Raw genomic sequence first — 22,861 nt, 5'->3', positions numbered from 1 at the left:
ATTCAATTATATCAATTCAAATTCTCTATCTTGAGCTTTTTCATCTTCGTTTTTTAATTCATCTATTTTTAATTCTGGATCAAGGTCATTTTTCTCTTGTTTCACAAGATCGAAATAAATCTCATGAGCATCTAAATCAACTTTAGCTACTTTTATTCTTACCTCATCCCCTAATCTATACTTGTTCTTGCTCATTTCTCCTATTAAACATAAGTGTTGTTCATCATATATATAATAGTCATCATCTAAATTACTTATATGGACAAGCCCTTCTATTGTATTAGCAAGTTCAACAAACATTCCAAAGTTAGTAACAGAAGAAATTATTCCGTCATATTCTTCTCCTATTCTCTCACTCATATATTCTGCTTTCTTCAGATCATCTACTTCTCTTTCTGCTTCTTGAGCAACTCTTTCCATATCTGAAGATTGAACTGATGCATAGTCTACAGCTTTATCCAATTGTTTTACTCTTTCTTCATCTATATTGCCATCTAAAGATTCTTTTATTATTCTGTGAATTATTAAATCCGGGTATCTTCTAATAGGTGAAGTAAAGTGACAGTAATATCTCGCCGCTAAACCAAAGTGTCCTACACATTGAGGAGCATATCTAGCTTGCTTCAATGAACGAAGAAGCAATGTATTTACAACAGTTTCTTCTTTTTTACCTCTAACTTCTTCTACAACTTGTTGAAGAGCCTTTGGATGAATTTCTTGTCCAGTCTTAACAAAATATCCTAAGTTATATGCAAATTCCTTAAATCTTTGAAGCTTTTCCTCATCTGGATCTTCGTGTATTCTATAAACAAAAGGAAGTTTAGTCCAATACATATGTTCTGCTATTGTCTCATTACAAACAAGCATAAATTCCTCTATAATTCTATTTGCAATAGCTCTTTCATAAGGCTTAATTTCAACTGGCTTTCCATTATAATCTAATATTATTTTGCACTCTTCAAAATCAAAATCAATTGCTCCTCTTCTTAATCTCTTGTTATATAAAATACCACATAGATCTTCCATGTTTTTAAAGTCTTCACATAGATAATCATATTTTTTCATTAATTCTTCATCATGATCTCTTAATATTTTTGTTACATCCGTATAAGTCATTCTTTCATTAGTTTTTATAACACTCTTTGTAATTCTATAGTCTACTACTTTTCCATCAACATTTATTTCCATAAAGCAAGTCATAGCTAATCTATCTACTTTAGGATTCAAACTACATATTCCATTAGATAGTTCCTTAGGAAGCATAGGAATAACTCTATCAATTAGATAAACTGATGTTCCTCTCTTTAAAGCTTCTTTATCTAAAGGATTTTTTTCTCTAACATAGTGTGATACATCTGCAATATGTACTCCTAATAAATAGTTTCCATTTTCAAGTTTTTGTATTGATACCGCATCATCTAAATCCTTAGCATCTTCTCCATCTATTGTTACCATTTTTAAATCTCTTAAATCTTCTCTATTTACATATTCCTCTTCTTTAATTTCCTCAGGTACATTTGCAACAAATTTTTTAACTTTTATAGGAAATTCTTCAGGAAGTTTATATTTTTTTATTATAGTTAAAATATCAATACCTTTTTCACCCTTTTTACCTAGTACTTCTGTAACTTTTCCTTCAGGATTTCTTCTTTTCCCTGGCCACTCAGTTATTTCAGCAATAACTATATCTCCTGTTTGTGCCCCATTTTTTTCGGTTTTAGGAATAAATATATCGTAGTTTAACCTTTTATCCTCAGGAACAACAAACCCAAAATTCTTGCTATTCTCATATACTCCTATAATTGTCTTATTACTTCTTTCAAGAATACGTATTATTTCCCCTTCACATTTTTTTCCTTCATTTTCTTCTCTTGTAATTTTAGCTATAACTCTATCTCCATTCATAGCCCCATTCATAAAAGAAGATGTTATAAATACGTCTTTTCTATCAATTTCAGGTATAACAAATCCATATCCTTTTTGATGACATTGAAGTTTTCCTACAACAAGCCCCATTTTTTCTGGTATTCCATAGTGCTTTGTTCTTGTTTGTATAATTTCACCATCTTGTTCCATTTCCTTAAGTAATTTCTTAAAATCATCCATTTCTCTCTTTGGTATTTCAAAAACCCATGCTAGCTCTTTTATATCCATTGGTTTATATGCCTGTTCCCTCATAAAACCAATAATAACTTCTCTTATATTCATAATCTCTACCTCCAATCTTTTTTAATATTTGTTTCAAAAATATTTTATATACCACACCACTATTTGTATTATTCCTCTATTTCTTATTTTTAACTAAATAAATGTATCGTATTCAACATTTCTTTATATTACAATAGTATAGTAAAAGGAAAATGTAGTCAAACAATTATTACACAGTAGAATAAAAATGTGACGTAATGAATAACGGCATAGAAATAGATTTTTCTAAATATATGTAGTTATCCATTAAACCTTCAGCATACAAAGAAGTACTAAAGGCGTAGCCTTCTAAAAATCCTACCCTCACTATGCGTCTTCCATGACGCAGTTCGGCTGCAGGAATCCATTCCTGCAATTACAGATTTTTAGAATTCTACACTTTAAGTACTTCTAATTGCTACTTCAACGTTTAATCGGCTAACTACATATATAAGAAAATCTTATTCCTATGCCTTGATTTTTTATGAATAATACAGTTTAAAATCTATATTGGGGAGAGATAGGAATACTAGAGGATGATTTTCTTCCTAACGTCAGAAAATCTTTAAACTAAAACGCTTTTTCACTCTTTCAGTGGTAGTATATATGTTCATTCAGTATTTTATAGCAACTATCTTTTAATCTTAAGTTAAGAGATGAATCCCATAAGCTATCGCTTTTAAGAACTTACCAGCTCTTTTGTTTAAATAAATAACAAAGCCCATAATGAAAAATTAATTTTTCATTATGGGCTTATTTTTTTACTTAACTTAAAGATTTTCTCATATTAAGAATAAAATCTCTCTTAATCTAGTACATAGTCCCTTTTAACCTAAGAACTAAAATAATGTTACATCATAATATTATTCTAATTATTTAAATAAGTTTAATAGAACGCCACCATAGGCTGCTATTACAGGTGCAAATACTAGAGATACTATTGTCATAAGCTTTATTAATATATTCATAGCTGGCCCTGAAGTATCTTTAAATGGATCTCCTACTGTATCTCCAACAACAGCTGCTTTATGTGCATTGCTTCCTTTACCGCCATGTACTCCTGTTTCAATATATTTTTTAGCATTATCCCAGGCTCCACCTGAGTTAGCCATAAATATAGCTATAAGCACTCCTGATGAAACTGCACCACCTATTAACCCTCCAAGAGCTTCTGCTCCAAGAAGAATACCTATAATTATAGGTACAAGTATTGCAAGTATTCCTGGTAAAATCATTTCTTTTAATGCTGCAGCAGTTGATATATCAACACATTTTTTATAATCTGGAGTTTCCTTTCCTTCCATTAACCCTGGTATTTCTTTAAATTGCCTTCTAACCTCTTCTATCATTTCATTAGCTGCTTTCCCAACTGATTCCATAGTCATTGAAGCAAATAAGAAAGGAAGCATAGCTCCAAGTAATAATCCTACAAGAGTACCAGGTGTTAAAAGATTAATAGAATTTAAATTAGTTTTTTGTGCATAAGAAGCAAACAAAGCTAATGCTGTAAGCGCTGCTGAACCTATAGCAAATCCTTTTCCTATAGCTGCCGTTGTATTACCTACTGAATCAAGTTTATCTGTAATTTCTCTAACACTTGATGGAAGTTCTGACATCTCAGCAATACCTCCAGCATTATCAGCAATAGGGCCATAAGCATCAACTGCAACAGTTAATCCAGTTGTTGATAACATACCTACAGCTGCAAGAGATATTCCGTACAATCCCATAGCAACATCACTTGCTCCTCCCATAATATAAAAAGAGAATAATACTGCTATTGCAATAAATATTATCGGAATCATTGTAGAATACATTCCAACAGCAAGACCTGATATTATGGTAGTAGCTGAACCTGTTTCAGATTGCCTAGCTATCTTCTTTACATACTTATAGTCAGCAGATGTATATATTTCTGTTACTTTACCTATTAAAGTTCCAACAATTAATCCAGATAATATCGCTCCAAAAACTCTATAATTTCCAAATATATTTGAACTAAGAATAAATGTACTTATAATAACAAGTGCTCCTCCTATATATGTTCCTGTATTAAGTGCTTTTTGAGGATTATCCCCCTTACTTCTTCTTGCAATTAAAATTCCTATAATTGAAGCTAAAACACCTATAGAAGATAAAATTAAAGGAAAAATTAACTTTGTTTTATCATTACTAAACAAAGTGTATCCTAAAGTTAATGCTGAAATTATAGATCCTACATAGGATTCAAATAAATCTGCTCCCATACCAGCAACATCACCAACATTATCACCAACGTTATCCGCAATAACTGCTGGATTCCTTGGATCATCCTCTGGAATTCCTGCTTCAACCTTCCCTACAAGATCTGCTCCTACATCTGCAGCTTTAGTGTATATTCCACCACCTACACGAGCAAATAAAGCTATTGAACTTGCTCCTAATCCAAATCCTGTAACTACATTAATGTCATTTCCAAAGACTACATAGAAAATAGTAAGACCTAAAATACCTAAACCAACTACAGATAACCCCATTACTGCTCCACCTGAAAAAGCAATTTTTAATGCTTTATCTTGACCTGTCCTTGCAGCTTCTGCAGTCCTTACATTTGCTTTAGTTGCTACCTTCATACCAAAATACCCGGCACATATTGAGAAAATAGCTCCAAATATAAAGCAAATTGCAGTTTTGATGTCTATGGCTATTATTATTAATACAGCTACAGCGACTATAAAAATTATTAAATATTTGTATTCCCTCATTAAAAATGCCATAGCTCCATCATGAATATAACCAGCTATTTCTTTCATCCTATCATTTCCTGCACTCTCTTTAGTGATTCCACTACTGAAAGCAAACGCGAAAATTAAAGCTAAAATTCCACATATAATTGGCAAATATAAATTCATTTTTTACTCCTCCTTCTTCCTTGTAATATTTGCCATCCTTAGTTAGTCAATCTTTCCACTTTGGTAATAATCTTTAAACTAAATTAACTTAAACCTATTATACATCAAAAATTTAATATTTTCTATAATTTAACAAATAATCGAAAGAATATTCTATATATTTTTTCAATTATTTATTTCCATAAAAGTAAAATACTTCTTTATAATTATATTTACATATTTTAAGTTTATTATTCATTAATCCAAAAAATAAAAGACCTCCATCGAATAAAGTGTACCCTTTGTTAAGGACATTTTAGAATAGAGGAGTCTTTTTCTATAACAAAAATATATTTTATTATTTTTTTATTAATGTTAACGCCATAGTTACTACAGCAAATATTATTGACAACATTACAGTTGTTTTTGCTAATACTGATTCATATGTTTTAGTTTTGTTTTTTGAATAGAATGTTTCTGCACCTGAAGAAACTAAGTTAAATCCATCTGTCTTTCCTGGCTGTTTTAGAATAGTTATAATTAAAGCTATTCCTACAATAACTTGTATTGCTACTAAAAATGTATGCACTACATACACCTCCTAATTTTAAGCTAGTTTATGTAAAACCATTAATTTCAATTATCAATAGTTATTCTATCATATTAAAAATAAAAATACAATAAATGTTTACTATACCTATACGAGAAAACCTTACATAAACCTAATACATAAGCAAAGATAGAGTCACATTTTTATATTTGTGACTCTATCTTAATATATATTTAATTAAACATGGACAAGAGTTAGATTATTTTTTAATATTATAGAAAGCTTTTAATCCTCTATATTCTCCCATATCTGCTAATTCTTCTTCTATTCTTAATAATTGATTGTATTTAGCAACTCTTTCACTTCTTGAAGGAGCTCCTGTTTTTATTTGTCCTGCATTAACAGCAACAACTAAGTCAGCTATTGTAGTATCTTCAGTTTCTCCTGATCTATGAGATACAACTGCAGTATATCCAGCTCTTTCAGCCATTTCTATAGAATTTAATGTTTCTGTTAATGTTCCTATTTGGTTAAGCTTTATAAGAATTGAATTAGCAACTCCTTTTTCAATTCCCATTTCAAGTCTCTTAGTGTTAGTTACGAATAAATCGTCTCCTACTAATTGAATCTTGTTACCTAATTTTTCAGTCATGATCTTCCATCCATCCCAATCTTCTTCAGCCATTCCATCTTCAATTGAGATTATTGGGTATTTTTCTACTAGGTTAGCGTAGAAATCAACCATTTGAGCTGGAGTTAAAGTTTTTCCTTCTCCTTTTAATTCATACATATTAGTTTCTGTATTGAAGAATTCTGAAGATGCTGGATCTAGTGCTATAAATATATCTTTTCCTGGTTCATATCCAGCTGCTGTTATAGCTTCAATTATAACTTGAATAGCTTCTTCATTACTGTTTAAGTTTGGAGCAAATCCACCTTCATCACCCACGCCAGTAGCTAATCCCTTTTTATTTAATATTCCTTTTAATGTATGGAATACTTCTGAACACATTCTTAAAGCTTGTGAAAAACTTTCAGCTCCTGCTGGCATTACCATGAATTCTTGAAGGTCAACGTTGTTATCAGCGTGTGAACCACCATTTAATATGTTCATCATAGGTACTGGTAAAACCTTTCCATTAACTCCACCTATGTATTGATATAATGATAATCCTAAATATTCAGCAGCTGCTCTAGCACATGCAAGAGAAACTCCAAGCATAGCATTTGCACCTAATTTACCTTTGTTGTCAGTACCATCAAGAGCTATCATAACTTTATCTATAGCTACTTGGTCAAGTACATTCATTCCTACTAATTCATCAGCAATAAGTGTATTTACATTTTCAACAGCTTTTAAAACACCTTTTCCTTTATATACATTCTTATCTTCATCTCTTAATTCAACTGCTTCAAAAATACCTGTTGAAGCTCCTGATGGAACTGCTGCTCTTCCCACTGTACCATCTTCTAATTCTACCTCTACTTCTACAGTAGGATTAGCTCTAGAGTCTAATATTTGTCTTGCAAAAACGTCTACTATTTCTACATATTGTTTCATTTATACTTTCCTCCTAAACAAAATTATTTATGCAGACAGTAAGAATAATATGTTTTTTAAGCTTCTTACTGTTTGTTTATCATTATTTTATAAGACTTTTACCAGTCATTTCGGTTGGGATTTTTTCTCCCATAGTTGTAAGTGCTGTTGGAGCTATATCTGCAAGAATTCCGTCTTCTCTTAATTGTTTTCCTTTTGCTTCTTCAGATACATAAATAAATGGTACTATATTGGTTGTGTGAGCTGTCATAGGTTTACCATTAGAATAATCTATCATTTGTTCACAGTTTCCATGGTCTGCTGTAATTAATACAGTACCTTTTTTCTCTAATATTTTATCCACAACTTTACCTAAACATTCATCAACTACTTGCACAGCTTTAACTGCAGCTTCAATTACTCCAGTATGACCTACCATATCTGGATTTGCATAATTTAAAACAATAAAATCATACTCATCTGCATCTATCTTTTCAAGAACTTTTTCTGTTACTTCATAGGCACTCATTTCTGGTTTTAAATCATATGTAGCAACCTTTGGTGAAGGTACTAAAACCCTGTCCTCATTTTTATTGGGTTCCTCTATTCCTCCATTAAAGAAAAACGTAACATGAGCATATTTTTCTGTTTCAGCAATTCTAAGCTGTTTTTTACCTAACTTACTTAAATATTCCCCTAGAGTATTTGAATATAACTCAGGTTTAAAAGCAACTTCTACATTTTCAATGGTTTTATCATATTCAGTCATTGTAACAAAAGTTAACTCTAAGTTATCTCTTTTAAAACCTTTAAATTCTTTATCATTTAAAGCTCTTGTCATCTCTCTTGCTCTATCTGGTCTAAAATTAAAGAATATAACTGAATCTTTATCCTTTATTACAGCTTTAGGTTCTTGCCCTTTAGTGATAACTGTTGGAAGTACAAATTCATCAGTTTTATTATCATGATATGACCTCTCCACTGCTTCTACTGGAGTAGTAGCATACTCTCCTTTTCCATTTACTAAAGCATTATATGCAAGTTCTACTCTTTCCCATCTATTATCCCTATCCATAGCATAATATCTTCCTGATACTGTAGCTATAGTTCCTACTCCTATTTCTTTCATATAATCTTCTATTTCATTTATATATTTACTAGCCGAAGAAGGTGGAGTATCTCTTCCATCTAAGAAAGCATGTATATATATCTTCTCTAATCCCTTTTTCTTAGCTAAATCTAATAATCCTTTTAAATGATCTATATGGGAATGAACACCACCATCAGACAAAAGTCCTAATAAATGAAGTGAAGATTTATTACTCAATGCATTATCTATAGCTTTTAATAATGCTTCATTTTCAAAGAAATCCCCATCTTTAATAGACTTAGTTATCCTTGTTAATGATTGATACACTATTCTTCCTGCACCAATATTTAAATGCCCAACTTCTGAATTACCCATTTGCCCTTCTGGCAAACCAACAGCTAATCCACTAGCAGCTATAGTTGTATGAGGATAATCATTCCATAGTTTTGTTATATTGGGATGTTTAGCTATTTTTACAGCATTTCCATCCTCATGATCTGACATACCAAATCCATCTAAAATCATAATCATAGTAGGTTTTTTAGTCATGATTCTCTCCTCCAATAAATGAGTTACACGAAAAACGCCATACATCTTTCGTAAGGTACTAGGTAGTAGTACCTGGTGCCTTAAAATAATTATTTATCAAAATTTACTATAGCAGCAAAATCTTCTGCTTTTAATGAAGCTCCACCTATTAATCCACCGTCGATATCTGATTGAGCCATTTGTTCTTTTATTGTAGCTGGTTTAACTGATCCGCCATATTGAATTCTAACTTTTTCTGCTGTTTCTTTACCAAACATACCTGCAACAACGCTTCTTACATAAGCTATTGTTTCATTAGCTTGTTCTGATGTAGCTGTTTTACCAGTTCCTATAGCCCATATTGGTTCATAAGCTATAACAGTTTTTTCAACTTGTTCTTTAGTTAATCCAGCTAAATCTAACTTAATTTGCTTTCCTAATACTTCTTCTGTTATATTAGCTTCTCTTTCTTCAAGAGTCTCTCCAACACAAAGTATTGGAATTAAATTATGTTCAAAAGCTTTTTTTATCTTTTTGTTTAATGCTTCATCAGTTTCAGCAAAGTATGTTCTTCTTTCACTATGTCCTAATATAACATAATCTACTCCCATTTCTTCAAGCATAGCTGGTGCAGTTTCTCCTGTAAATGCTCCACTTTCTTCAAAATGCATATTTTGAGCGCCTACTTTTATGTTTGTTCCTTTAACTGCATTAACAACAGCATCTAAACATATAGTAGATGGGCAAACTACTACATCACAAATAGCATCCTTTACTAATGGCTTTAATTCCTCTACTAATTTAACTGCTTGTGCAACAGTATTATTCATTTTCCAGTTTCCTGCTATAATTGCTTTTCTCATTATTAAAACACCCCTTTTTAATTTTCAGTAAATCTATATTATATTTCTGTATTATTTATCTGAAAGTGCAACTATTCCTGGTAATTCTTTTCCTTCTAAAAATTCAAGTGAAGCTCCACCACCTGTTGAGATGTGAGACATTTTATCTCCAAATCCTAATTGGTTAACAGCAGCTGCACTGTCTCCTCCACCAATTATTGTTGTAGCATCTGCCTCAGCCATAGCTTCAGCAACAGCTATAGTACCCTTTGCAAAATTTGAAAATTCAAATACTCCCATTGGTCCATTCCATACAACAGTTTTTGCATTTCTTACTGCTTCTGCATAAGATTTAGATGTTTTAGGACCTATATCTAATCCCATATATCCTTCTGGTATATTCTGATCTTCTGTAGTTACTGGTTCAGTTTCTGCATCAAATTCAGCTCCAACTACATTATCCATAGGAAGTAATAAATTAACACCTTTTTGTTTAGCTTTATCTATCATTTCTTTAGCATATTCAACTCTCTCTTCTTCAACAAGGGATTTTCCAATTGAGTATCCTTGAGATTTTAAGAATGTATAAGCCATTCCTCCACCTATGATTAATGTATCAACTTTTTCAAGTAAATTATTTATAACATTTATTTTGTCTGAAACTTTAGCTCCACCTAAAATTGCAACAAATGGTCTTACTGGAGCTTCAACAGCATCACCTAAGAACTTTAATTCTTTTTGAATTAAATATCCACATGCTGATTCTTGAACAAATTTAGTTACTCCAACTGTTGAACAATGAGCTCTATGTGCAGTTCCAAAAGCATCGTTTACAAAAACATCAGCAAGAGAAGCTAATTCTTTTGAAAAATTTTCTTCATTCTTTGTTTCTTCTTTTCTGTATCTAGTATTCTGAAGTAAAACAACATCTCCATCTTTCATTTCTGATACAGCTTTTTTAGCATTTTCTCCAACTACATTGTCATCAGCTGCAAATAAAACTTCTTTTCCTAACATTTCTGAAAGTCTTTTTGCTACAGGTTGTAAAGATAATTCTGGTTTTGCTTCTCCCTTTGGTTTTCCAAGGTGTGAGCAAAGTATTACTTTAGCACCATTTTCTATAAGGTATTTAATCGTTGGCATAGCACCTACTAATCTGTTTTCATCAGTAATTACTCCATCTTTTAGGGGAACATTAAAGTCGCATCTTACTAGTACTCTCTTACCTTTAACATTGATATCTTCTACAGATTTTTTGTTTAATTTCATATCAATATCTCCTCCATTTATAATGAAAAATTTTTCATTTTTATAAACAATTTTATAAAAATTTGATATTAACCTGTTTATTAAGTACAATTTAAATATATTATCTATTATTCTACACTTTTTATTAAATATTTATTTAATCTTTAGGTCTTTTTCTGTCCCACTGTTACTCATATTGTCCCACTTCCATTATAATGTAAAGTAACTAATTTTAAAATAGCTTTCGTAAAAAAAAATAGAAATTTATAAATTTAACTTATTTTTAATGAATTTGGAATTATATTCTTTTTTAAATTTTATAAACCATCTAACATAAATAAAAATCTAGTGAAAAATATTTTCATCTTTTCACTAGATTTTTGAATTTAACTCTATTTCAGTTATACCTAACAAATATAAATTAAAACTTTCTTTTATCAAAACATAGCTTGATTTAAATTATCTTTGTCCTTTAACATATGGTTGACCATCGGCTCTAGGTGCAGTTGTTTTTCCAACAAAGCCTGCAAGAGCTAACATTGTTAATATATATGGTATAGAAGAATAAAGTTCATTTGGTAATCTTATCATAGTAAAACCTTGTGCTTGTATTTGGAATGCATTACCAAAAGCAAATAATAAGCATGCCCACATAGTTCCCACTGGTTTCCAGTTACCAAATATCATCGCAGCAAGAGCTATAAATCCTCTACCAGCTACCATACCGTCCTTATAAGCTGGTGTTAATCCTATAGATAATGCTGCTCCTCCAAGCCCTGCTAATATGCCTGATAAAATTACACATAAATATCTCATTTTATAAACATTAATTCCAAGAGTATCTGCTGCACTTGGATGTTCTCCAACAGCTCTTATTCTTAAACCTAGCGGAGTTTTAAATAACACAAAGTTAGCAACAAAAACTAAAATAAAAGCTCCTATTACAAACCAATTTAAATCTTTTAATATAGGCACCTTTTCCAAAAAACCTGGTAAATCATAGGAAAGTCCCTTAACTAAGTCAGTTTGACCACCGGTTTTAAATATAGGCCCTATTAAAAAACTTGCTAGTGCTGTTGCAAAAAGATTTATTGCAGTACCAGAAATAATCTGATCGGCCCTTAGGTTTATACTTAAAAAAGCATGAATAGTAGCCATAACTCCACCTGCTAGCATAGCAAATAATATACCTGTTACAGGACCATCTATTTTGGAACCAAAAACAGCGAAAAATGCCCCCATTATCATCATACCATCTAATCCTATATTAACTACTCCAGACCTTTCAGCAAAAACTGCCCCGATTCCAGTAAATATAAGCGGTGCTGCCATTCTCAAAGTAGAAGCTATTAAAGGGAATATTGTGTTATCCATTTATTATCTCTCCCTTCTTTTTCTTATCTGCAAAATATTTCACTACATAGTCTGTTGCAACAAATATAATTATTATAGATTGAATTAAAAATACTATCTCTTTTGGTATATCATTAAATTGAAGCATAGTAGCACTACTATTTAAAGCTCCAAATAAAATTGCTGAAGCAATACATCCAATCGGATTAGATTTAGCTAAAAGTGCAACAGCTATACCATCAAATCCAAAGCCAGGAAATGCCATAAAATCTTGACATTGATATAATACACCAGATAAATGTGTTGCTCCTCCAACACCAGCAAGTGCTCCTGATATAACCATAGCAAGTGTCATGTTTTTAGCTACATTTATTCCACCATATTCTGCTCCTGATGGATTTATTCCAACTCCCCTGATTTCATATCCTATAGTAGTTTTCCATAAAAGCCAATAAACTAATATGGCAAAAGCTATTGCAATAAATATACCTATATTAGCTTTACTAAGCTTGCTTAAAGGCATCAATCTGGCACTTTGTTGAATCAATGGAGTATTTGTATATGTTGGTGCCACTGAAAATACAGACTTTTGAACAATCCAATTTGCAAAGTACATACCTATATAATTCATCATAATCGTATTTATAACTTCATTTGTTCCAAACTTAGCTTTTAGTATACCTGGTATTCCGCCCCATATAGTTCCTGCTAACATACCACCAAGTATTATTAAAATAATATGAATAAAAGGGTTTAATCCTGGTATTAATCCAATTATAGCTGCTGAAATCATACCCATTATAAATTGTCCTTCAACTCCAATGTTAAATAGACCACATTTAAATGCAACAGCATTTGCTATACCTGTAAATATAAGTGGAGTTACATAGGAAATAGTAGTAAGAGCATTCCTTTTAGTAGCAAAACTTCCTTCCCATATTATGCTAAATAAATCTGTTAAAGCTGAAAAATATTGTGTTATAGCATATCCTTTAGACCACATAACAAAGAATACAGCAACAAATATAGATATTATTATTGCAAACAAAGGAAATATCAAACTCTTAATTGATTGTTTTATTATATTTAAAAAATTACTATTGGATGCTTTTTTACTCAATTTTGTTCACTCCTTTATTATCAGCGTTTAAACTTCCTCCAGCCATGAGTATACCTAATTTCTGTTCATCTGCATCTTTTCTATCTAAAATAGCTACTATTTCTCCATCATACATAACTGCAATTCTATCTGATAAAGCTAATATCTCATCCAACTCAAAAGATACTAATAAAACAGCTTTTCCCGAATCTCTCTCCCCTACAAGTCTTTTATGAATAAACTCTATAGCTCCAACATCAACTCCTCTTGTAGGTTGCGCTGCTATTAAAATATCTGGATCTTTTGATATTTCTCTAGCAACAATTAATTTTTGTTGATTTCCTCCTGACAATGAAGAAGCTGAAACTTCATCTCCAGGAGTTCTTACATCAAACTCTTTTATTATTCTTTGAGCATACTCTCTTACTACTTTATAATCTATAATTTTGTTTTTACTAAAAGGTTTCTTATGATGTACTCCTAAAATAACGTTTTCAAACAAGGAATATTTAAGTATCAATCCTCTTCTCTGCCTATCTTCTGGTATGTGTCCAACCCCACTATCTATTATTTCTCTAGGTGTCTTACCAAAAATATCTTTATTCTTTATGCTTATTTTTCCACTTATAGGTTTTCTAAGTCCTGTCAATACTTCTAAAAGCTCTGTCTGACCATTTCCATCAACCCCTGCTATTCCTAGAATTTCTCCTCCATTGACTTGGAAGGTTACCCCTTTTAAAGCTGGTAAATTTCTATTATCATTAGCATGAAGATCTTCTACTCTTAATATTTCACCTTTTAAATCGTTTTCTTTCTTTTCTACTATCAATTGAACTTTTCTTCCTACCATAAGCTCTGCCAATTCATCTATAGATGTATCCTTAGTATTTACTATACCAGTAACTTTTCCTCTTCTTATTATTGTTACCCTATCACTCATACTCATAACTTCTTTTAGCTTATGTGTAATCAGTATTACTGATTTACCTTCCTTTTTCAAATTGTCTATAATTTGTCCTAACTCTTCAATCTCTTGAGGAGTTAAAACAGCTGTTGGCTCATCTAATATTAATATTTCTGCACCTCTATATAAAGCTTTTAATATTTCAACTTTTTGCTGTTGACCAACACTGATATCCTCAATTACATCCTTAGGATTTATATTGAATCCGTATTTTTTAGCAATTTCTTTAACATCTTCTATAGCTTTATTAATATCAATTTTTAATCCTTTTCTTGGTTCCATCCCTAATACAATATTTTGAGCAACAGTAAAATTATGTACAAGCATAAAATGCTGGTGCACCATTCCTATTCCTAACTTTATAGCATCATTAGGACTAGTTATTTTCACTTCTTTCTCTCTTATAAAAATCTGTCCCATCTCGGGTTGGTATAGCCCATATAAAACATTCATAAGTGTAGTTTTACCAGCTCCATTTTCTCCAAGTAAAACATGAGTTTCACCTTTTAACAATGTAAAATCCACATTATCATTAGCGGTAGTCCCCGGGAAAACCTTGGTAATGCCTTTCATTTCAATGACTTTTTCCATTATTGTCCTCCTTTCAAGGATTTAATAAACATATAGTTGTTTATTAATATTTTTTATTGCAATTTACATATAAGCGGTTTTGAAAAAGCTAGATGTGCAATACATCTAGCTTTTTCATGCCATCAAGGTTTTTATTCTGCTTTAAAATCAGTTGTGAATTTTTTAGCATCTTCTGGTTTTTCTGGAACTTTTATTTTACCTTCTTTAATAGCTGCTTCATATTTATCAACTAAAGTTATAACCTCTTTAGATACATTTTGTTTAACTATATCTTTTACGTCATCTGGTATTTGTCCTCTTGAAGTTGGAGCTATACCAACACCGTTTTCTTTAAGACTAAATGTTCTAATTTTTCCGCCTTGGAATTTTCCTTCAACAATTTCTTTTACTGCTTCATAAGTTGCAGTGTCAACTCTCTTTATCATACTTGTAAGTATTATATCAGCATACATAGGTTTTTTATTTGCATCTGTAACTGTTAATACTTGATCTTGGTCAACACCTATAGCCCAAACTTGCTTTCCACTATCTTTTATTTCTTTAGTTGCCTTAAACAATCCTAATCCAACACCACCTGCTGCATGGTAAACTATATCACATCCTGATCCATATTCAGCTTTTGCAAGTTCATATCCTTTGTTTGAATCACTAAAGCTATCAGCATATCTAACATCCACTTTTATATTTGGATTTATAGCTCTAGCTCCTGCTATATATCCAGCTTCAAATTTTCCAATTAATGGACTTTGTTTTCCTCCTATGAATCCTATTTTACCAGTTTTTGAAGTTTTTGCTGCTATAACTCCTACTAAAAATGATCCTTCATGATCATTAAAACGTAAATACTGAACATTCTTCAACACATCCTCAGGTTTATCTGGTGCAAAATCAACAATAGCAAAATTCTTATCTTGTGCTGATTTAGCTACTTCTGCCAAAGCTTCAGCCATTTGATATCCAATAGCAAATGTTAAATTAGAGTTAGCACTTGTTGATAATGTTTGAAGATGTGGAACAAAGTTTTCTTTTTTAGTTGATTCTAAAGCTTTATATTCAAATCCAAATTCTTTCTGTGCTTTTTTAATTCCCATATCAGCTGCTTGGTTAAAGGACTTATCATTTAATCCACCTTCATCAGTTGAAAGGCCTATTTTTATATCTGATTTTTTAGCTTCCTCTTTCTTTTGCTCTTGTCCTGCTTTATTATCCTTATTATCAGTTTTACCGCCGCAGCCTACAAACAAAGATGCAACCACAGCTACTGTTGCTAAAATAGCAACTAGTCTTCTTTTTTTCATTGTTATTCCCCTCCTAATTATAAACTTAATTTAGTGCGGTAAATGTTTACAATATGTAACCGCTTACCGAAAACTTTAAAACTTAAAATAATAGATTTAATAAAATTAATAGTCAATAAATTATTAATTTTCAATTAAATCTTATCTCTAATATACGATAATTATATGGAAAAATCAAGTTAATTTTTCCATATTTTAAAATCTAAATAAAAAATATCCATATTCCACTTTTCTAATGCATCTTGTTGCGTTGTTTTGTTATTTTTAATACTATGATTTTGATCAATTTTCCATGTAGATCTAAAATTACTTGTTAATTTTATTTAGTAACTATTATTAATATAAATAAGAAAGCATCTATCTTGTTGATTTCACAAGATAGATGCTTTCTTATTTATGTTTACATAAGTTAATTTTTTAATTAACTTAATAAGTTCACTTAATATGTTAAATTATTTTGTAAGATTTGCAAAATAATTTAAAGTTCTGATTAATTGTGAAGTATATGACATTTCATTATCATACCAAGAAGCAACTTTAACTAATTGTTCTCCATTAACTTCCATAATTTTAGTTTGAGTTCCATCAAATAATGATCCGAAATTGATTCCGATAACATCTGAAGATACTATTGGATCTTCAGTATATCCAAATGATTCATTAGCAGCAGCTTTCATAGCAGCATTAATTTCTTCAACAGTAACTTTTTTACCTAAAGTACATACTAACTCAGTGATTGAACCAGTTATAACTGGAACTCTTTGAGCATTTCCATCTAATTTACCAGCTAATTCTGGAATAACTAAACCTATAGCTTTAGCAGCTCCTGTTGAATTTGGAATGATACTTGCAGCTGCAGCTCTTGCTCTTCTTAAATCACCTTTTTTGTGTGGAGCATCTAAAGTATTTTGATCATTTGTATAAGCATGGATTGTAGTCATAAATCCTTTAGTTAATCCAAAGCTATCATTTAAAACTTTAGTCATTGGAGCTAAGCAGTTAGTTGTACATGATGCCCCTGATATAACTGTTTCATCTCCTTTTAATATATCATGATTTACATTATAAACTACAGTTGGAAGGTCATTACCAGCTGGAGCTGATATAACAACTTTCTTAGCACCAGCTTTTACATGAGCTGAAGCTTTTTCTTTTGAAGTGAAGAAACCAGTACATTCTAAAACTATATCTACTCCTAGTTCTCCCCATGGTAAATTTTCTGGTTTAGCTTCTGCAGTAACTTTTATTTCTTTTCCATTAACTACGAAAGCTCCATCTTTAACTTCTATTTGACCATTGAATCTACCTTGAGCTGAGTCATATTTGAATAAGTGCGCCAAAGTTTTAGCATCTGTTAAGTCATTTATTGCAACCACCTCAAATTCTGGGTTGTCAATCATTAATCTCAATGCTAATCTTCCGATTCTTCCAAATCCATTAATTGCAACTTTTTTCATTTCAAATTACCTCCTAATATTTATATATATTTTTTTATTTATATATTAAATTTATATATCTTATTTAATCATTACCTTTATCATTATTCTCATTTTTAATGATATTTATAATTTCTTTTGCTGCCCCTTCATCTGTTATTAATATATTTTGAGGATTATATCTTTGAACACTTATAATTGCCTCTGCTTTACTTTGGCCTCCAGCAATTGAAATTCTATACTCTATCTTTTTAGTATTTTCGCTTTTTATACCCGCTGTAGAAGTTGAGAATATTATGTTTCCTTGTCTATCAAAATAGCATCCAAAAGCTTCTCCTACGGCCCCTGCCTGTTTTAACTTATTTATTTTTGCTTCTTGAAAACCTCTTCTTGCTGCCATCTCATCTGCTTTACCTATACCATAGATAAGAATATTTGCATTATTTATGTTTTCTTGTACTTCTTTTATACTTTCTTCATTTAGTATAGCAAATATCTCAGCATAATCAACATTTTCTAATAGCTGAAGCATTCTATAATCTGCTGATAATTTTTCTGCAAGTTTTGCTACTAAGGTGTTTGCTTGTATTTCAACTTTTCTTCCAAGCCCACCTCTTGCTGGTACAACTAGCAAATGTCTATAATCATTTATCTTAGACATATTATCTACTAGCTTTTTAACAGACGTACCTCCAGTTAATGCTATTATCATTCTGTCTTTTAGTAATTCTTTTAAATAATTAGCAGCACTTTTACCAATCTCGTCTAATACCAACTCGTTTTCATCAACATTTCCTGGAACAACAATAACATCTTTTAAATTTAAATTTTTTCTCATGAACTCTTCCATTTCAGATAATCCTTTTAATTCATGAACAAACTCTTTTAATTTTTCTAAGATTTCTTTTCCTTCAGTTGTAACTGTCATACCATCACTATTAATGTCTATTAAATTTTGCTTTCTAAAGAAACTAACTTCACTTCTTACTATTCTTTCACCTATTCCCAAATAACTAGCAAGCATTCTCCTGCCTATAGGTTGGTTATAATATATAGTAGTTAAAATATTATATCGTTTTTCTAAAAGTTCTAATAATTCAGGAACTATCTTTTTTTGAATTTCTAAATGATTTTGCAAACAAAACACCTCTTCGGCCATAATATGTCCCGCTTGTTTGATTTATGTCCCACTAATATTATAAACCGAATACACAATTTTTAAAAGCCATTTTATAAAAAAATATTGTTAATTTTTTTCAATATACCATTATAGGTAAAATTCACATCCAAAAAAAAGGAAAAGATCTAAAATCTTTTCCTCTTACTTGAAGACTTTATTCCCATCTCTTCTCTATACTTAGCTATTGTCCTTCTAGATATATCTATATTCTTATCTTTCAATAGATCCGCAATTTTTTGATCTGAAAAAGGTTTTTTCTTATCTTCATTTTCTACTAATTCTATAATCTTATTCTTAATTATTTTTGCTGATACATCCTCAAAACTATTTACTCTTGATATGCCCGTTGTAAATAAATCTTTTATTTTAATTGTCCCTTTATCTGTATATATATATTTTTCTCTTATTGCTCTGCTTACTGTAGACTCATGCATTTCAAGATAATCTGCAATTTCTTTTAAAGTCATAGGCCTTAAATATTGATCCCCATAATCAAAATATTCCCTTTGAACTTCTAAAATCTTTTCTAAAATTCTGTAAATAGTATTTTCTCTCTGACTTATACTTTTTATTAAAAAAACAGCACTATTTAATTTATCCTTTACAAATTTAACAGTTTGCTTATCTTCTTCATTGTTTATAATTTGCTTATATAAAGCATTTATATTTAATCTAGGCATACCTCCGTCATTCATTATAATATGGTATTCCCCATCTATCTTCTTTATATAAGCTTCAGGAATAATATATTTTGTTTCTTCTCCTGTATAGAAACCTCTTGATGGTTTTGGCTCTAAATTTTTTATTAAATCTCCATATTTTTGAGCTTGTTGAGGAGTTATGCTTAAATTTTTGGCAATAACATTATATTTATTATCTGCTAACAATTCTAAATAATTATCAATTATGCTAAAAAGTTTATTATCTTTTAAATCTTTTTTAATTAATTGGATCTTTAAACATTCTTTTATGTCTCTTGCTCCTATTCCATTAGGTTCTAATGATTGTACAATTTCCAAACATTTTTCACATTCTTCTACAGGAATAGATAATTCTTCTGAAATATCTTCTATGTTGGTAGCTAAATATCCCTTCTTATCTATATTTTCAATAATATACTCACATATAGCTTTTATATAATTTGTTTCTTGTAGTTCTATAACCTGCTCTATTAAAAATTCTTTTAATGATTTTTTTGCACTAATAAAGTTAAAGGGTGAAACCTCTTCTTCATCTTTACTATAGCCGCCATAGCTTCCATGCCCATAATCATCAGATTCTAGAAATTTCATAAATTTCTTATAATCGATTTCATCTTTTATTTTATCATCATCATTTTTTTTGTATTCAGCATCTAATACAGGATTTTCTTGAAGTTCTTTTTCTATATATTTTTGAATTTCAAAATTTGACATTTGCAGTAATTTTACTGATAATTGCATTTGCTGTGTCATTATAAGCTTTTGTTCTTGGGTTAGATTCAGTTTAAACTCCATTTTCATAATTTATCACCACTTTACATATAGTACAATTATATTATATCATAAATCTAAAATATAAAAAAATATATAGTTTTACATTATCATACAAATTGCCACAAAACTTAACACTTATTTAGTTTTCACGACTCAAATAAAACACAAATATATCATAAATTATATATTTGTGTTTTATAAAAGATACCATCTTATTTTCCTATATAAGCTATACCACAAGCATCTGGTCCACTGTGAGTTCCAACTACACACCCTACTTCACATTCTGAATATAAACTTCCCCTGTTTTTCAGTTCTTCCTTCAATACTGGAAGTACATCATAATTATCTATATGAAGTAGTATACAACTTTCTTTAGTATCTAATTCATTTTCCTCTAGATGTTCCAATATAGTTCTTATAGCTTTTTTAGTACCTCGCACTTTATTGATTAAAGCCATTTCTCCATCCACTACAGATAATATTAATTTAATTCCAAGAAAACTTCCAATAACTCCAGCAGTTTTTGAAAGTCTTCCTCCCTTGACTAAATTATCTAAACTAGAAAATGCATAGGCACATTTTATTCTAGGAATAACTATTTTTAATTCTTTTTCTATTTCATATATATTATAGCCTTTTTCCTTCATCTCAGCAGCTTTCATAACTAATAACCCTAAACCCGATGTTACATTCATGCTATCTATTACAACTATATCATCAGTTTCAAGCATATCTTTTGCAATACAAGCTGAATTATACGTTCCACTCATTTTAGAAGATAAATGTATTGAAACTATTTTATATCCATCATCTAAATATTTCTTGTATATATCATAAAATCTTTTAGGATTAATTTGTGCCGTAGTAGGAAAAATATCCTGTTCTTTTAATTTTCTTAAAAATTCATGAACATCTATAGTTACCCCATCTAAATAACTTTCTTCACCAAAATTAACTATCAAAGGAATAACCTCTAAGTTTAATCCACTAACTATATCTTCATTTAAATCGCAGGTACTATCTGTTATTATCTTGATTTTTTCCATGGAATTTCCTCCTTATTTCATACCTGGGAAACCCATTTGTCTTAGTGCTTCATATGCTACAATTGAAACAGTATTGGAAAGATTTAAAGATCTAGTCGTTGTATCTATCATAGGAACTCTGATTCTATTTTCGGTATATCTATCTCTTATATAATCTGGAAGGCCAGAAGACTCTCTACCAAAAACAATAAAATCTCCTTTTTTATAATTTACTTCGTCATGGTGATGTTTACTGTTTTTTGTAGTTGAAAGATATACTGTTGCATTTGGATATTTATCTATCATATCATTAAAAGATTCATGAACCTCTATATCTAAATGAGGCCAGTAATCTAGCCCAGCTCTTTTTACATGTTTATCATCCAATTCAAATCCTAAAGGTTTAATTAAATGTAATCTGCAGTTAGTTAATACACATGTTCTTCCTATATTGCCTGTGTTTTGAGGTATCTCTGGTTCAAATAAAACTATGTGTAAATTCGGACTTTCTATTTTCATCTTTTTCCCCCCTCTTCAGCTATCACTTCTTATATATTACATTAATTAATATCTTAGGTAAAGTGTAAAATACATCTAGTATATTTGGGTTTAAATTTATATCTTAAACTTTCTTTTAATTTTATTAAACTTAGAATTTTCCTTAAAGTTATATAAATTCAAAAATTCACTGAAACATTATTTATATTATAAAACAAATTTTTCAATAGCTTTTGCAACACCATCATTATTGTTTGTATCTGTAACATATTTTGCATTACTCTTTATATAATCTTCTCCATTTCCCATAGCTATTCCCATGCCTGCATATTTTATCATAGATAAATCATTTTCAGAATCACCAATACAGATCACTTCATCTTTTTTAATACCATAAAATTCTGATAACCTCTCCACTGCACTTCCTTTTGAACAACCTTTATTCATAACTTCAAAATTATTAATATTAGATCTTACTATTTCAAGTCCTCCTAAAGCATCTATTTCTTCTCTTGCCTTATTTAAATTTTCATAATCATCACTAATGGATATAAATTTTACAATTCTATTACTATCATCCTCTAGAATCTCTTTAATGTCTGATACAACATCCAAGGATATTTTCATATTATTAGGTAATTCCTCATTCATTAAACGATATATATTTTGTTTTGGAAAAGGCTTATTAGCTATTATCCTATTATATGTATTAAAATAATTAAAAAAATCATATTTTTCAATAATATGGCATATATTTTTGCACACTTCCTTATCTAATAAGGATTCGTATATAACTTCGTCTTTATCTTTTTCTCTTATATATGCACCATTTGAAGCTATAATAGGAGCTTTTATCCCTAAAATCTCAGCATAATATCTTGCTGAAGCAAATACTCTTCCTGTAGATATAGCAATTTTAACACCTTTATCATGAGCCCTTTTTATAGCTTCTTTATTTCTATGACTAATTTTCTTTTTATCATCTAGTACAGTTCCATCCATGTCTAAACATATCAACTTATATCCCATTTTTACATCTCCTTAAATATATGTTTAAATTGTACTATTAATATATTTTTTATTA

17 protein-coding genes are annotated in these 22,861 nt (G+C 30.2%); all 17 read right to left on the bottom strand.

The window, feature by feature from the left end; translation table 11 throughout:
- Positions 1 to 6: 6 nt before the first annotated feature.
- The 17 genes from rnr to OW729_RS10120 all read right to left on the bottom strand — a co-directional run bounded on the left by rnr (position 7) and on the right by OW729_RS10120 (position 22,806).
- Complete coding sequence (gene rnr / locus OW729_RS10200) at positions 7 to 2,208, bottom strand: ribonuclease R (protein WP_268061399.1); 2,202 nt, start codon at positions 2,206 to 2,208, stop codon at positions 7 to 9.
- Between the two features lie 851 nt (positions 2,209 to 3,059).
- Positions 3,060 to 5,078: a sodium-translocating pyrophosphatase gene (locus OW729_RS10195; RefSeq protein ID WP_268061398.1), complete on the bottom strand. Its 2,019-nt coding sequence runs from the start codon at positions 5,076 to 5,078 to the stop codon at positions 3,060 to 3,062.
- Between the two features lie 337 nt (positions 5,079 to 5,415).
- The gene (gene secG, locus OW729_RS10190; protein WP_268061397.1) at positions 5,416 to 5,646 is read right to left on the bottom strand and encodes a preprotein translocase subunit SecG; all 231 of its coding nucleotides are present in this window, start codon (positions 5,644 to 5,646) and stop codon (positions 5,416 to 5,418) included.
- Positions 5,647 to 5,866: 220 nt separating this feature from the next.
- Positions 5,867 to 7,168 carry a phosphopyruvate hydratase gene (gene eno / locus OW729_RS10185; RefSeq protein WP_268061396.1) on the bottom strand — a complete coding sequence of 434 codons (1,302 nt, stop codon included), beginning with the start codon at positions 7,166 to 7,168 and terminating at the stop codon, positions 5,867 to 5,869.
- 82 nt (positions 7,169 to 7,250) lie between these two features.
- The gene (gene gpmI / locus OW729_RS10180) at positions 7,251 to 8,786 is read right to left on the bottom strand and encodes a 2,3-bisphosphoglycerate-independent phosphoglycerate mutase (RefSeq protein WP_268061395.1); all 1,536 of its coding nucleotides are present in this window, start codon (positions 8,784 to 8,786) and stop codon (positions 7,251 to 7,253) included.
- Positions 8,787 to 8,875: 89 nt separating this feature from the next.
- On the bottom strand, positions 8,876 to 9,628 hold the full coding sequence (gene tpiA / locus OW729_RS10175; RefSeq protein WP_268061394.1) for a triose-phosphate isomerase: 753 nt from the start codon (positions 9,626 to 9,628) through the stop codon (positions 8,876 to 8,878).
- A gap of 51 nt (positions 9,629 to 9,679) precedes the next feature.
- Positions 9,680 to 10,876, bottom strand: a complete 1,197-nt coding sequence (locus OW729_RS10170) for a phosphoglycerate kinase (RefSeq protein WP_268061393.1) — start codon at positions 10,874 to 10,876, stop codon at positions 9,680 to 9,682.
- Between the two features lie 438 nt (positions 10,877 to 11,314).
- A complete protein-coding gene (locus tag OW729_RS10165) occupies positions 11,315 to 12,229 on the bottom strand; it encodes an ABC transporter permease (protein ID WP_268061392.1) in 915 nt (304 codons plus the stop codon).
- On the bottom strand, positions 12,222 to 13,328 hold the full coding sequence (locus tag OW729_RS10160; RefSeq protein ID WP_268061391.1) for an ABC transporter permease: 1,107 nt from the start codon (positions 13,326 to 13,328) through the stop codon (positions 12,222 to 12,224). Before OW729_RS10160 ends, OW729_RS10165 begins: the two co-directional genes overlap by 8 nt.
- The gene (locus tag OW729_RS10155) at positions 13,321 to 14,862 is read right to left on the bottom strand and encodes an ABC transporter ATP-binding protein (protein WP_268061390.1); all 1,542 of its coding nucleotides are present in this window, start codon (positions 14,860 to 14,862) and stop codon (positions 13,321 to 13,323) included. The genes OW729_RS10160 and OW729_RS10155 overlap by 8 nt, the downstream gene beginning before the upstream one ends.
- Positions 14,863 to 14,993: 131 nt before the next feature.
- Positions 14,994 to 16,160: a BMP family lipoprotein gene (locus OW729_RS10150; protein ID WP_268061389.1), complete on the bottom strand. Its 1,167-nt coding sequence runs from the start codon at positions 16,158 to 16,160 to the stop codon at positions 14,994 to 14,996.
- Between the two features lie 452 nt (positions 16,161 to 16,612).
- Complete coding sequence (gene gap, locus OW729_RS10145) at positions 16,613 to 17,617, bottom strand: type I glyceraldehyde-3-phosphate dehydrogenase (RefSeq protein ID WP_268061388.1); 1,005 nt, start codon at positions 17,615 to 17,617, stop codon at positions 16,613 to 16,615.
- Positions 17,618 to 17,681: 64 nt separating this feature from the next.
- A complete protein-coding gene (locus OW729_RS10140; protein WP_268061387.1) occupies positions 17,682 to 18,755 on the bottom strand; it encodes a sugar-binding transcriptional regulator in 1,074 nt (357 codons plus the stop codon).
- A 146-nt stretch (positions 18,756 to 18,901) separates the two neighbouring features.
- On the bottom strand, positions 18,902 to 20,272 hold the full coding sequence (rpoN, locus tag OW729_RS10135; RefSeq protein WP_268061440.1) for an RNA polymerase factor sigma-54: 1,371 nt from the start codon (positions 20,270 to 20,272) through the stop codon (positions 18,902 to 18,904).
- Between the two features lie 191 nt (positions 20,273 to 20,463).
- Positions 20,464 to 21,300, bottom strand: a complete 837-nt coding sequence (locus tag OW729_RS10130) for a DegV family protein (RefSeq protein ID WP_268061386.1) — start codon at positions 21,298 to 21,300, stop codon at positions 20,464 to 20,466.
- Between the two features lie 12 nt (positions 21,301 to 21,312).
- A complete protein-coding gene (locus OW729_RS10125; RefSeq protein WP_268061385.1) occupies positions 21,313 to 21,798 on the bottom strand; it encodes a tRNA (cytidine(34)-2'-O)-methyltransferase in 486 nt (161 codons plus the stop codon).
- Positions 21,799 to 21,984: 186 nt separating this feature from the next.
- Positions 21,985 to 22,806 carry a Cof-type HAD-IIB family hydrolase gene (locus OW729_RS10120; RefSeq protein WP_268061384.1) on the bottom strand — a complete coding sequence of 274 codons (822 nt, stop codon included), beginning with the start codon at positions 22,804 to 22,806 and terminating at the stop codon, positions 21,985 to 21,987.
- Positions 22,807 to 22,861 lie beyond the last annotated feature (55 nt).

It is taken from the genome of Clostridium brassicae (assembly GCF_026738875.1).
GTDB lineage: Bacteria > Bacillota > Clostridia > Clostridiales > Clostridiaceae > Clostridium_H > Clostridium_H brassicae.
The sequence above is the reverse complement of the archived record's forward strand: the minus strand, read 5'-3'. Positions and strand labels throughout refer to the sequence as shown.